The organism is Stutzerimonas marianensis, assembly GCF_022810315.1.
GTDB lineage: Bacteria > Pseudomonadota > Gammaproteobacteria > Pseudomonadales > Pseudomonadaceae > Stutzerimonas > Stutzerimonas marianensis.
Map to the genome: position 1 here is coordinate 1 of NZ_JALGRD010000011.1, position 12,383 is coordinate 12,383.

A 12,383-nucleotide genomic window follows, 5' to 3' on the forward strand; every position below is an offset into this window, starting at 1 on the left:
TGAATTCGCCCCTACATCTCGCGGGCGCGCTTGATGCGGTGATCCCAGCGGCGTTTGGCAAAGCGGCGCATGTTCGGGATGTCGTCCGTTTCGTCCATGATCGGCTGGCCAATGATGGTTTCCATGATGTCTTCGAATGTCACCAGCCCGCGCCAGCTGCCGAACTCGTCATAAACCAGGCTCATGTGCTGACGCTCGTGCAGCAGCTGGGTCATGAGCTGTTCGACGCTGGTCAGCTCCGGCGAGACGCGCACCGGCTTCATGATCGTCGACACCGGCGCCTGGTCATCGGTGGCTGCCAGCGCGTCGTAGCGGAACACCACGCCCAGCGGGCTTTCGTCTTCACCAATCACCGGATAGCGCGAGAACTGGCTGTCGGTGACCTGCGCCTTGAATGCACCGATGCTGGTGTCCGGCGAGGTGTAGTCGCAGACCGTCCGCGGCGTCATCACGTCGCGCACCCTGATTTCGTGCAAATCCAGGATGTTGCTGATCACGCGCAACTCGTCTTCGTCCAGGCGCTTGTTCTCGCGGCCAAGCACTGTCAGCGCCTTGATCTCCTGGCGGATGTCATGCTCCGGCTCCTTGCCTCCGACTGCACGCATGATCAGGTCGGACAGGTAGATGAACGGCTTGAGCACCAGAATCATGCCGTTGAGCAGCGGCGGCAGATAGGGCGCGATCGTGCGCCAATAGCGGGCGCCGATGGTCTTGGGCAGGATCTCGGACAGCACCAGGATCAGCACTGTCATCACCGCCGAGGCGATGCCGACATAACCGTTGCCGAAGACGACGGTGACTTGCGCACCGACGCCGGTGGCGCCAACGGTGTGCGCGACGGTGTTGAGCGTCAGGATCGCCGCCAGCGGTTGGTCGACGTTGTCCTTCAGCTTCTTCAGGCGCTCGTAGAGCTTCGGTCTGGAGGCTTTCTGATGCGCGATGAAGCTGGGCGTCAGCGAGAGCAGTGCGGCTTCAAGGATCGAACAGATGAATGAAACGAGGATGGATAAGACAGCGAATGCTATCAGGAGGGTCATGTAAGGGAGGTTTCGTTGCCAAAGGCAGGGCAATGTATCGCAACGCCACCGCGCATGACTGGAAGTGCATGCAACATTTCATTTCCCCGCTTGATTGCAGAATTCATACACAGGGTTTCGACCGTCGCCGCCTGGGGAGTTCAGACCGTCGGACCGATGTCGGCAGGCGGTCGGACGCGGCGTGTTTCATCAACGCCCCGCTTGTTCGCCGCGTTTTGCTCGGCTAGGGTGCGGCCTCGAATGGATGGTTCATCAGGAGCGCTGCACGTGATCAGAACAGGGATGTTGGCGATGGGTTTGTCTCTGGCGGTGTCGGCACAGGCGGCCGAGCGGCAGGTCTATCTGGTGGCGACGGTGCAGCTGGATGGCTCCAGCCTGGCGCAGAGCATTTTCCTTCACGAGCCACAGATCACCGAGCTGCAGGGCTGTCTCGACGCCGTGCGCGACGGGCAGAGCAAACGCGACTGGCTCTTGTACCACCACATCTTTCGCCGCGACCGCTTCAAGGGCTTCTCCGGCCATATGCGCTATCACTGCGCTTACAGCGACCAGCGCTTCAGCAGCTGGCGCGACGGCCCGCGCTACAACAAACCCTACCTCGTCAGTGTCGGGAAGGATGCCCAACTCGAGGTGGTGCGCACGCCCAGCCAGGCGCAGTGCATGACCCAGCTGCGCGCGCTGCCGGCGGCGCGGCAGGCGCAGAGCTTCTGAGCCATGGGCAACCAAGAACTGCAGCCCTGACTGCAGCTGGCCGCCCGACCTTCAAGGACGAGCGGCTGCATCGGACAGTCAGGCAGGCTGATAGCTCCCCGGAACCGGTGCGAAGGACACCCCGAAGCGATTCCAGGCGTTGATCGTGGCGATGACCAGGGTCAGGTTGGTCAGCTGGGCCTCGGAAAACTGCGCGCGCACCTCGTCGAACAGCGCCTGCGACACACCTTGCGGAAGCAGCGTATTGGCTTCCGCCCAGGCCAGCGCAGCACGCTCGCGCTCGCTGAAAAAGGGCGTCTCGTGCCAGGCGGTGAGGGCGTAGATGCGTCGTTCGGTTTCGCCCAGCGCGCGCGCATCCTGGGTATGCATGTCGATGCAGTAGGCACAGCCGTTGAGCTGCGACACGCGGATTTTCACCAGTTCCATCAGCGGCTTGTCGATGCCGTCCTCGCTGTGGCTCTGGCGCACCAGGTAACTTTCCAGGCTCCTCATGGCCTTGACGGCTTCGGGGGCAGCGGCGTGGTAATTCATGCGCATGGTGTTCACTCCTCGGTTTGAATGTGCAACCCAGGCTACGCAGCCGCCGCGCTGCGCTATTGTAGATTTTCGACATCTTCCAACGGCCCTCGCCATGACCGAGTCCCTGCACGAACGTCTGCCCTGCCTGCAGGGCTTCGTTGTCCGCCCGCCGACCCCGGCGTTGGCGGCGTACGTGCAGCGTTTCTGGTGGATGGAAGGTGACGGTTCGCAGGTCTACGACGAACAGCTGCTGCACCCGGACGGCGGCAGTGGCGTGATCTTCAACTTCGCCGATCCGCTGAGTTTCGATGGCACGCTGCGCGGGCCGCGGGCGCTGATCGCTGGCCCGCAGCTGGCCAGCACCCGCCTGCAGCTGGCCGGCCAGGTCAGGCTGATGGGGGTGCGTTTTCGCCCCGGCATGGGCGCTGCGGTATTTGGCATCGGCCTCGATGAGCTTCACGGATTTCAGGAGGCCGACTGGCCCCGGCTGGGCCTGGCGCATCTGGTCGATCGGCTGGCCGAGCTGGAGCGGGACGCGCAGCAGGCCGTGGTCGAACGCGAACTGCTCCGCCGGCTCGAAGAGATCCAGGCACGGCGCAACCCGGTGCAGCAGCTGCTCAACCGGATCGCGGCCAGCGAAGGCCGGGCGCGGCTGGCCGATCTGCTGCAGAGCGTGCCGCTGGGCCAGCGCCAGCTGGAACGCCTGTTCCGCCATCAGGTGGGGCTGACGCCCAAGCAGTTCAGCCGCATCCAGCGCGTGGCCCTGGTGCGCCGGGAACTGCGCGCCGGGGAGGCACTGCTGGACACCGCCCTGGCCTGCGGCTACAGCGACCAGGCGCATTTCATCCACGACTTCAAGACCGTGGTCGGCATGACGCCGGGGCAGTATCGCTTGCGGATCAAGCGCAGCGGCGCCTGAAGCGCAGGCCGCCATCCACAAAAGTCGACTTTCGCGTTGCTGATCGTGCATGAGCGCAGGTTCGCATGGCGCGATGCTGGCAAGATTCGTGGGAACCTTGTCATTGCGACAGCGGCGTCTCGGCAGCAGACTGCAGCCATCCACCCTGGGAGCTGCACCATGGACGCCACCCGCACCGTCGCCTGCCTGATCTACCCGGATGTGATGAGCCTGGACGTCACCGGCCCGATGCAGGTGTTCGCCTCGGCCAACGTCGAGCGCCAGCGCCAGGGTCTGCCAAGGCATTACGAGCTGGTGCTGCTGGGCGCTGCAGCCGGTCCGGTCGCCACCTCGGCCGGGCTGAAGCTGGTGGCGGATGCCAGCTGGGCCGAATGCGCTCCCGCCACGCTGGATACCCTGTTGATCCCCGGTGGGGTCGGCGTGGATGCGCAGAGGCGCGACAAACGGCTGCTTGCCTGGCTGCGGGGCGCCGAACCCAGGGTGCGGCGCCTCGGCTCGGTCTGTTCCGGCGCGCTGATCCTGGCCGAGGCCGGGCTGTTCGACGGGCGCAAGGCGACCACGCACTGGGCGGACCTCGCTGCGCTGGGCGAGTACGCATCCATCGAGGTGCAGGGCGACCGGTTGCACACCTACGACCCGACCGATCCGCAGGCGTCGCACCTGTTCAGCTCCGCGGGCGTCACCGCCGGCATCGACCTGGCGCTGGCCCTGGTCGAGTCCGATCTCGGCCGCGCGCTGGCGCTGGCAGTCGCCCAGCGGCTGGTGATGTTCCTGCGCCGGCCCGGCGGGCAGACCCAGTTCAGCCCGATGCTGGCGGCGCCGAGCGGCAGCGTGGCGCGCCTCGCCGCGCTGCTGGAGTGGATTCCCGGGCATCTCGGCGACGAGCTGTCCATCGAGGCGCTGGCCGCCCAGGCGCATATGACCCCACGCACCCTGTGCCGCCTGTTCAGCCAGGAAACCGGCATGGGCCCGGGCCAGTACATCGAACGGGTGCGCCTGGAAGCCGCGCGCAATCTGCTGCTCGACGCCCAGGCCTCGATCGCGACGGTGGCGCGGCTGACCGGTTTCGGCCATCCGGAAAATCTCCGGCGCAGCTTCCAGAAGCACCTGTCGGTCAGCCCGCGGGACTTCTATCAGCGCTTCGGCTGACGCAACCGACCTCAATCACCGTTCCCAGCCCGCTCGGCATCTGGCCAGGCAGCGCTGTGCCCGCTCGCGACCTTCAAGGAGCCGCCCATATGCACCTTTTGCTCAGCAATCCCCAGGTCCTGCGTCTGTTCATTGCCCAGGCGCTGTTCTGGTCCTGCTCGATGACCGGGATCATCTTCACCGCCATCGTTGGGCTGCGCCTGGCGCCAGTGGCCGGTCTCGCCACGCTGCCGCTGGCCCTGCTGATGCTCGGCGGCCTGCTCGCCCTGCAACCACTGGCGGGCCTGATGCAACGCCGCGGTCGCCGCGCCGGCTTTCTCATCGGTGCGTTGGCCGGCGTGCTGGGCGGGCTGATCAGCGCGCTGTCGCTCTGGCTCGACAGCTTCACCCTGCTCTGTGTCGGCGCTCTGCCCATCGGCGCCTACCAGGCCTCGGCGATGTATTACCGCTTCGCCGCGCTGGAAGCGGTGAGCGATGCCTTCAAGGGGCGCGCCACGGCCTGCGTGATCGGTGGTGGCGTGCTGGCGGCGCTGATCGCGCCCACGCTCGGCCATATGGCGCGCGATCTCGCTGACGTGCCCTTCGCCGGCACCTATCTGCTGATCGCCAGCCTGGCGGCACTGGGGTTCATGGTCTTGGCCGGGCTGCCGGCGACCTCGGGAATGCCGGCGACCCGGGCCGATGCGGCGACGGTCAGCTGGCAGGCGCTGCTCGCACGGCCGACCATTCGCGCCGCGGTGCTGACCACCGCTGCCGGACACGGCCTGATGATCCTGGTGATGAACGCCACGCCCCTGGCGATGCATGGCGAAGGTCTGGATCTGCACGCCAGCGGCCAGGTCATCCAGTGGCACATGCTCGGCATGTTCCTCCCGGCGTTCGTCGCCGGACCGCTGGTGGATCGCTTCGGCTGCCGGCTGGTCGCCTGCCTTGGCGGAGGACTGCTGATCGTCAGCGCAGTGGTCGCCCTGCTCGGCGTCAGCCACTGGCACTTCCTGCTCAGCAGCTGCCTGCTCGGCATCGGCTGGAACCTCATGCTCGTCGCCGGCACCACTCAGCTGGGCCAGGGCCACGCCGCGAGCGAACGCGCGCGGGCACAAGGATTGATGGAACTGAGCAACGGCAGCGTCGCGGCGCTGATGTCCTTCGCCTCGGGCGCGCTCATTGCCCAGGCAGGCTGGGCGGCGGTGAACATCGGGCTGCTACCCATAGTTGCGCTGGTGATGGCAGTGCAGGTCGCGCAGGGGTATGGGCAAAGGCAGGTGGTTTGAAAGCGGGGCGACTGCTGGCACCTCCCGGCGGGGCTCAACGCTCAGGATTCACGCATCCCTGAAAAGGAAAGGCTCCGCCAGCCTCCAGCTCACGTTCCAGCGAGCGGGCCTCCTCACGGCTCGCAGTAATCCGGAAGCTGATATAGCAACGCTCTTCGAGAAACGCCTGCCGACCCGCCTCCGTTCGGAGGTCGTAGCCGTCGATGCTGCCGGCAAAGTACAGGTGTTTAGCCAGAATCGATTGCGCACTGCGGACATCGGCAGGGTTGTTCCAGTCACCGCCAGTCCTGAGGATCAGCCGGCTTTGGCGCGACCGCCGGTGTTGAATCAGCCGCTTGCGCAGGTTGACTCCAATTCCAACCTTCAATGCCGCCCCGTCGTCCTTGTAGATCTCATAGAGTCCCGGCAGCGCAGGCACGTACCGTTCGATTTCCGAGAAGCGGATGCACGTCATAGTCCCGAAATCACAGGTAGCGTTCGTCATCAGGCCGCCTGTATGTCAGGACGCGGTGTTTTCGGAAATCAGATGGATGATATTCGCCGGGCTCGATATCCAGAACGCCCTGAAACCTTCCGGCAGGGGTTCGATTTCATCCCGGCGGACGCAGTCATGTTCGTCAAAGTGTGCGGCGGCAGCTTCCAAGTCATCCGTGACAATCTCCAGCCATATTTCCGCCTGGCTGATGCCCGGCACGCAGTCCAGCCAGAGCACCTTGCCGCCGAAATCGAAGCGCGGCGTGTGTTCACCCTCAGCGCCCGCTGGGGTGAGCTCTTCCAGTGCGAGCATCTCGCGGTAGAACGCGAGCGTCCGCTGGTACTCGTGGGCAGGCACCTTCATCGCGATGTTTCGGCCGGGCTGGAATGTCAGTTTCATCGTTTCACTCCATGGGGGCGCTGATACCGGAGGTTCCCCGGGCGCTTCGGCCCCGCGGGTAGAGCAGCCAGTACAGACAGCAGCGGTAGTTCATGCAAGCTCAGAGGCTCAACGTGGCCTCACCCCATCCAGTATCAGCGCCTGCAGGCTCTGCAGCGCTTCCTCGAAAAAGGCCGGGTCATCCAGCGTCCTGCCCGCCACCGCCTCGATCTGCACGCGAAAGTCGGCGTAGTGCTGAGTGGTCGCCCAGAGCGAGAAGATCAGGTGATACGGTTCGACCGGGGCCAGCTTGCCGGCGTCAATCCAGCCCTGGACCACCGCGACCTTGTTTTCCACCAGCTCACGCAAGGGTTGTTCCAGTTCGCCCAGCAGGAGGGGCGCGCCCTGCATGATTTCCATGCAGAACAGGCGGGATTCGGCGGGATGGTCGCGAGACAGCTCGAGCTTGACCCGCAGGTAGTCGCGGATCGCCTCGACCGGGTCCTGCTCGGCAGAGAGTGCCTGCAGCGGCCGCAGCCAGACCTCCAGAAGGTGACGCAGCACGCTGAGGTAGAGCTCTTCCTTGCTGCCGAAGTAGTACAGCAGGTTGGTCTTGGAGACGTCGGCCTGCGTGGCCACCTGATCGAGGCTGGTGCCGTGCAGGCCGAAGCGGGAGAACAGCTCCAGCGCGGCCTGGAGAATGCTGGTGCGCTTGCCTTCGATCATGCGCAGGCGGCGGTTCTGCGCGCTGGCGCTCGGCTCGCGGACGGCGCCTTTCGGGCGAGGCGTCTCGCTGGCTGTGAGGCGTTTGCGTGGTGGTACGGAAGGCTTATCGGTCACGGGATTACCGGCTGGGCTCGAACGAGCCGCTACTGTAGCGCGGTGACGGCGGCCGGCACGAGCGGCAATGCGTGGTCATCGCCCGTGTGGGCGCTTGCACCGGGTTCGTGCGCCGCGCACAAACCAGGTGCGCCGATTCGGACCAAATCGCCTGCACGCCGACTACTAGGCCTTGCGCGATGCATAAAATGCTATGTTATAACTATCGCATTGCCATTTACCGCGTCCGCCGCCATGACCGAAGCCGAACTTCTTGCCCAACCTTTCGATGACTACATGAACGAAGCCCAGCAGGCCTTCTTCCGCGACCTGCTGCTGCGCCAGCGCGCCGAGCTGCAGGCGCGCATCGAAGAAGAATTCAAGACGCTGCGTGAGCAGGAACCCAGCAGCGATCCGTCCGATGTGGGCACCGCCGAGGAGCAGCGCCAATGGCAACTGAGACTGCTCGAGCGCGAAAAGAAGCTGCTCGACAAGATCGATGGCTCGCTCGATGCGATTGCCCGCGGTGAATACGGCTGGTGTGTCGAGACAGGCGAAGCCATTGGCCTGAGACGCTTGCTGCTGCGACCCACTACCACGCTCTGCATCGAAGCCAAGGAGCGCCAGGAAGCGCGCGAAAAACACCAACGATCCGCCTGAGAGACCGCCATGAACCGCCTCCCCGTTACCGTCCTGTCCGGCTTCCTCGGCGCCGGCAAGAGCACCCTGCTCAACCATATCCTGAAGAACCGTGAAGGCCGCCGCGTGGCGGTCATCGTCAACGACATGAGCGAGATCAACATCGACGGCGGCGAGGTCCAGCGCGACGTCAGCCTCAACCGTGCCGAAGAAAAACTGGTAGAGATGAGCAACGGTTGCATCTGCTGCACCCTGCGAGAAGACCTGCTCGAGGAAGTCGGCAAGCTCGCCCGCGAGGGTCGCTTCGACTACCTGCTGATCGAGTCCACCGGCATTTCCGAACCGTTGCCAGTGGCCGAAACCTTCACCTTCCGTGACGAAAGGGCCAGAGCCTCGCGGATCTGGCGCGCCTGGACACCATGGTCACGGTGGTCGACGGCGTGAACTTCCTGCGCGATTTCCACGAAGCCGAGAGCCTCGCCAGCCGCGGCGAAACCCTGGGCGAAGACGATGAACGATCGATCACCGACCTGCTGATCGAGCAGGTCGAGTTCGCCGACGTCATCCTCATCAGCAAAATCGACCTGATCTCCAGCGCCGAACGCAAAGAGCTGACGGCCATCCTCGGCCGGCTCAACACTCAGGCCGAGATCCTGCCGATGAGCATGGGGCAGGTGCCGCTCGCGCGCATCCTCGATACCGGCCGCTTCGATTTCGAGCGCGCGGCCCAGGCGCCCGGCTGGCTGAAGGAGATGCGCGGCGAACACGTACCGGAGACCGAGGCATATGGCATCGCGTCGACGGCGTACCTCGCGCGACGCCCTTTCCATCCGCAACGCTTTCACGACTTCCTCGACCGCGAGTGGACCAACGGCCGCCTGCTGCGTTCGAAAGGCTATTTCTGGCTGGCAAGCCGCCCGCAGGCAGCGGGAAGCTGGTCGCAGGCAGGCGGCCTGATGCGTCACGAATACGCCGGCCGCTGGTGGCGTTTCGTGCCCGAGTCGCAGTGGCCGGCCGATGCCGAGTCGCGCGAAGCGATTCAGCGGAAATGGCATGAAGACAGCGGTGACTGCCGGCAGGAACTGGTCTTCATCGGCCAGAACATCGATTTCGCCCGGCTGCGCGCCGAACTCGACGCCTGCCTGCTCAGCGAGCAGGAATTGAGCCTCGGCCCCGAACACTGGTTGCGCCTGCCCGACCCGTTCGCGCCCTGGCACCAGGAGGCCGCCTGATGCTGGCATACCAGGCTGTTCGTCCGGCGCCGGATCAGCGCTTCGGTCAAACACCCGGCGTACTGGCCGACGCGTTGCAAGACGGCGTCAACCTGGCGGTGTGGCAGCGTGACCTTCCGCTGCACATCCGCGAATTTACCGAGACGCTGCTGGCCTTGGGCGAGCCCCTGGCGGAATCACTCACCCTTGACGTGGGGCGTGACGCCGACGTCCGTCTAACCGGGCTCGCCGCGGCCTATCGAGACATCGCAGGCCACGCCGGTTTCGTCGCTGACGTGGCATGGCTCGCCCAAGCCTACGCCTGCCTGCTCGAGGCTCGCCGTATCGGCTTGCGCCTGCGCGTGCTGGATAAAGCCATGTGCCCGCGCTTTCATGTCGATCACGTGCCGCTGCGGCTGATCACAACCTACACCGGTGCAGGCAGCGAGTGGCTGGAGGAAGGCGCGATGGACCGTAAACGGCTGGGCGATCAGACCGCCGAGCCCAACGAACGCACGCCGGTCAATCGCCTACGTGCAGGCGAAGTGGCGCTGTTCAAAGGGGAGAAATGGACGGGTAATGAAGGCGCCGGCATCGTCCACCGTTCGCCGCCGGTCATGCGCGGCGAGCGCCGTTTGATCCTGACGCTGGACTGGCTGGCGTAGCGGCGGGCCGAGCACGGCGGCGCGGCCCGTCACGCAGGTCGACCCTCACGCGGCCATCTTCTCGCATTCCTCGGCGCACTGGCGGCAGGCTTTGGCGCAGGCCTGGCAGTGGTCCATCTGGTGCTTGGCGCACTCCTCGGCACATGCGCGGCACGCCTGCGCGCAGATGCGGCACATCTCCCTGGACAACTGGCTGTCGCGCGTCATGAGCACGGCTGCCAAGGCGCAAAGGTCGGCACAGTCGCGGTCCAGCTCGATGCAGCGTGCCATCATCTTCACATCGTCTTCACGCAGGCATGAGGCGGCGCAGGTTTCGCACACGATGGCGCAGTTGGAACAGGCTTCGATACAGGACTGGTACTTGGCATTGAGCATGGATCACCTCGCTTCGTCGGAGAGATTGAGCGCGACCCTGACGGCTCGCTCGCAGCGAGCCGTTAGGCCTACCCTTTTTGGGTTTCATCCCGCCCGAGGAAGTTCACGTCAAGGGCCGAGCGGTGGCGCGCCGCCTGGTTGGCCCACCAGGTCCGCCCGCTACAATGCGCGCACGCTCAACCAGTCAGTCCGTACGATGCCTTTCACGCTCACCTCGCCCTGTGTCTACCAGGAACTCATCCGCAAGAGCCGCTTCGTCGCTCAGGCCGCGCCTGTCAGCGCACCGGAGCAAGCCCAGGCGTTCATCCTGGCGGTGAGCGACAACACGGCCTCGCATAACTGCTGGGCCTGGAAGATCGGCGACCGATATCGCTTCAGCGACGACGGCGAGCCCGGAGGCACCGCCGGGCGGCCCATGTTGACGGCGATCGAGAGCCAGGACTGCGACGGCGTGGTCGTGGTCGTCACCCGCTGGTTCGGTGGCATCCAGCTTGGCACCGGCGGCCTGGCCCGTGCTTATGGTGGCCTTGCCGCCAAATGCCTGCAGGCCGGCGAGCGTGTCGAACGGATCGAGCGGATTCGTTGCCGCTGCCATTGCCGCTTCGCCGATTTGGCCCTGCTCAAGGCACGGCTGGCCGATTACGAGACGCTAATCGAATCCGAAACCTTCGATGCCGAGGGCGCCGAGTTGGTGTTGGCGTTGCCACCGTCGGCGCAAGCCAATCTCCAGCAACTGCTGGCGGACATCACTCGCGGGCACAGCCGTCTGTCGGAAGCCGCGTCCTGAAAACCGCTGCCGTTTGTTCCACATTTTCTGTGGAGCGCTCTGTGGATAACGCTTTGATGAATTGGCGAGACAGCGAAACGGCGCGCCCTGCACGCCGATGCTCATTTATTGAGCAAATCTCTTTCAGCGCTTCAAAGAGAGGCAGCAATACATTGAACAGTAAGGACTTTTTGCTAATTTTTGCCTAGCCAGCTTTTCGCCATCATTCCTGGCAGTTTGCCTTGAGACTTATGCCCGATTGCCGTGGAGAAACCTGTGGATAACATTGGGAATAAGATGTCCGGCCCCGATGGTTACTGCGCTGCAGCGGTCTGATCATTTTTTCGGCAGCGTCATCGAACTGTCATCACCACGACACCAGGTCGCAACGCCAGGGTGCTTTGATGGCCGGCTGCCCAAAGGCTGGCATATCGGTTGCTTTGCACGATCGTTAGAATGCCTGCAAACCGGATGATGAGACGCTGCCCATGTACGACTGGCTCAATGCCCTGCCCAAAGCCGAACTCCACCTGCATCTCGAAGGGTCGCTCGAACCCGAGCTGTTGTTCGGTCTCGCCGAGCGCAACAAGATCGCCCTGCCTTGGAACGACGTCGACGCGCTGCGCAATGCCTACAATTTCGGCAACCTGCAGGAGTTTCTCGATCTCTACTACGCCGGTGCCGACGTGCTGCGCACCGAGCAGGATTTCTACGACCTGACCTGGGCCTACCTGCAGAAGTGCGAAGCGCAGAACGTGGTGCACACCGAGCCCTTCTTTGACCCGCAAACGCACACCGACCGCGGCATTCCATTCGAGGTCGCGCTGCGCGGGATCAGCGAAGCGTTGGCCGACGGCCGCGAGTTGCTGGGCATCAGTAGCGGCTTGATCCTGAGCTTTCTGCGTCATCTGTCGGAGGAGGACGCGTTCAAGACGCTGGAGCAGGCGATGCCTTTCCGCGACGCCTTCTTTGCCGTGGGCCTGGACAGTTCCGAGGTCGGGCACCCGCCGAGCAAGTTCGAGCGCGTCTTCGCCAAGGCGCGTGCCGAAGGGCTGCTGGCCGTCGCTCATGCCGGAGAGGAAGGCCCGCCGGAGTACATCTGGCAAGCGCTGGACCTGCTCAAGGTCAGCCGCATCGACCATGGCGTGCGCGCAGCGGAAGATCCGAAGCTGATCCAGCGCCTGATCGACGAGCAGATTCCGCTGACGGTCTGTCCGCTCTCCAATACCAAGCTCTGCGTGTTCGACGACATGAGCCAGCACAACATCCTGCAGATGCTCGAACAGGGCGTGAAGGTCACGGTGAATTCGGACGATCCGGCCTACTTCGGCGGCTATGTGACGGAGAACTTCATGGCCCTGCACGAGAGCCTCGGCATGACCGAAGACCAGGCCCGCCGACTCGCGCAGAACAGCCTCGACGCCCGCTTGGCCCGCTGACGCACACAGC

General features: G+C 64.5%; 14 protein-coding genes and 1 pseudogene. 9 read left to right on the top strand and 6 right to left on the bottom strand.

Annotated features, from left to right (window positions below; genetic code table 11):
* Positions 1 to 11: 11 nt before the first annotated feature.
* On the bottom strand, positions 12 to 1,037 hold the full coding sequence (locus tag MST27_RS18390; RefSeq protein WP_243607393.1) for a CNNM domain-containing protein: 1,026 nt from the start codon (positions 1,035 to 1,037) through the stop codon (positions 12 to 14).
* A gap of 282 nt (positions 1,038 to 1,319) precedes the next feature.
* Between MST27_RS18390 and MST27_RS18395 the strand changes: the two genes are divergently transcribed.
* Entirely contained in the window at positions 1,320 to 1,748 is a 429-nt protein-coding gene (locus MST27_RS18395; RefSeq protein ID WP_243607521.1) for a hypothetical protein, read from the top strand.
* A gap of 78 nt (positions 1,749 to 1,826) precedes the next feature.
* Here MST27_RS18395 and MST27_RS18400 read toward each other — a convergent pair whose 3' ends face one another.
* Complete coding sequence (locus MST27_RS18400) at positions 1,827 to 2,285, bottom strand: carboxymuconolactone decarboxylase family protein (protein ID WP_243607394.1); 459 nt, start codon at positions 2,283 to 2,285, stop codon at positions 1,827 to 1,829.
* 94 nt (positions 2,286 to 2,379) lie between these two features.
* On the opposite strand from MST27_RS18400, the gene MST27_RS18405 reads away from it, so the two are divergent.
* The 3 genes from MST27_RS18405 to MST27_RS18415 all read left to right on the top strand — a co-directional run bounded on the left by MST27_RS18405 (position 2,380) and on the right by MST27_RS18415 (position 5,606).
* A complete protein-coding gene (locus tag MST27_RS18405) occupies positions 2,380 to 3,186 on the top strand; it encodes a helix-turn-helix transcriptional regulator (protein WP_243607395.1) in 807 nt (268 codons plus the stop codon).
* Between the two features lie 159 nt (positions 3,187 to 3,345).
* Entirely contained in the window at positions 3,346 to 4,335 is a 990-nt protein-coding gene (locus MST27_RS18410) for a GlxA family transcriptional regulator (protein WP_243607396.1), read from the top strand.
* A gap of 89 nt (positions 4,336 to 4,424) precedes the next feature.
* Entirely contained in the window at positions 4,425 to 5,606 is a 1,182-nt protein-coding gene (locus MST27_RS18415; protein ID WP_243607397.1) for an MFS transporter, read from the top strand.
* A gap of 34 nt (positions 5,607 to 5,640) precedes the next feature.
* Here the strand turns inward: MST27_RS18415 and MST27_RS18420 are convergent, their stop codons facing one another.
* The 3 genes from MST27_RS18420 to rutR form a co-directional block, all read right to left on the bottom strand.
* A complete protein-coding gene (locus MST27_RS18420) occupies positions 5,641 to 6,090 on the bottom strand; it encodes a GIY-YIG nuclease family protein (RefSeq protein WP_243607398.1) in 450 nt (149 codons plus the stop codon).
* A gap of 15 nt (positions 6,091 to 6,105) precedes the next feature.
* Complete coding sequence (locus MST27_RS18425) at positions 6,106 to 6,480, bottom strand: VOC family protein (RefSeq protein WP_243607399.1); 375 nt, start codon at positions 6,478 to 6,480, stop codon at positions 6,106 to 6,108.
* 108 nt (positions 6,481 to 6,588) lie between these two features.
* Complete coding sequence (gene rutR, locus MST27_RS18430; RefSeq protein ID WP_243607400.1) at positions 6,589 to 7,299, bottom strand: HTH-type transcriptional regulator RutR; 711 nt, start codon at positions 7,297 to 7,299, stop codon at positions 6,589 to 6,591.
* Positions 7,300 to 7,533: 234 nt separating this feature from the next.
* Here rutR and dksA point away from each other — a divergent pair, with 234 nt between their 5' ends.
* From dksA to MST27_RS18445, 3 genes and pseudogenes are all read left to right on the top strand, one after another.
* Entirely contained in the window at positions 7,534 to 7,938 is a 405-nt protein-coding gene (gene dksA, locus MST27_RS18435; protein WP_243607401.1) for an RNA polymerase-binding protein DksA, read from the top strand.
* Positions 7,939 to 7,947: 9 nt separating this feature from the next.
* Positions 7,948 to 9,149, top strand: a pseudogene (gene zigA / locus MST27_RS18440) (zinc metallochaperone GTPase ZigA).
* Positions 9,149 to 9,793, top strand: coding sequence for a DUF1826 domain-containing protein (locus MST27_RS18445; protein WP_243607402.1), 645 nt, complete (start codon positions 9,149 to 9,151; stop codon positions 9,791 to 9,793). The pseudogene zigA and the gene MST27_RS18445 overlap by 1 nt, the downstream one beginning before the upstream one ends.
* Before the next feature lie 45 nt (positions 9,794 to 9,838).
* On the opposite strand, the gene MST27_RS18450 is transcribed toward MST27_RS18445, so the two are convergent.
* Positions 9,839 to 10,168: a four-helix bundle copper-binding protein gene (locus MST27_RS18450; protein ID WP_243607403.1), complete on the bottom strand. Its 330-nt coding sequence runs from the start codon at positions 10,166 to 10,168 to the stop codon at positions 9,839 to 9,841.
* Between the two features lie 196 nt (positions 10,169 to 10,364).
* On the opposite strand from MST27_RS18450, the gene MST27_RS18455 reads away from it, so the two are divergent.
* Together MST27_RS18455 and MST27_RS18460 are read left to right on the top strand one after the other, a co-directional pair.
* A complete protein-coding gene (locus MST27_RS18455; RefSeq protein ID WP_243607404.1) occupies positions 10,365 to 10,955 on the top strand; it encodes an IMPACT family protein in 591 nt (196 codons plus the stop codon).
* 467 nt (positions 10,956 to 11,422) lie between these two features.
* Positions 11,423 to 12,373, top strand: a complete 951-nt coding sequence (locus tag MST27_RS18460; protein ID WP_243607405.1) for an adenosine deaminase — start codon at positions 11,423 to 11,425, stop codon at positions 12,371 to 12,373.
* Positions 12,374 to 12,383: the final 10 nt, after the last annotated feature.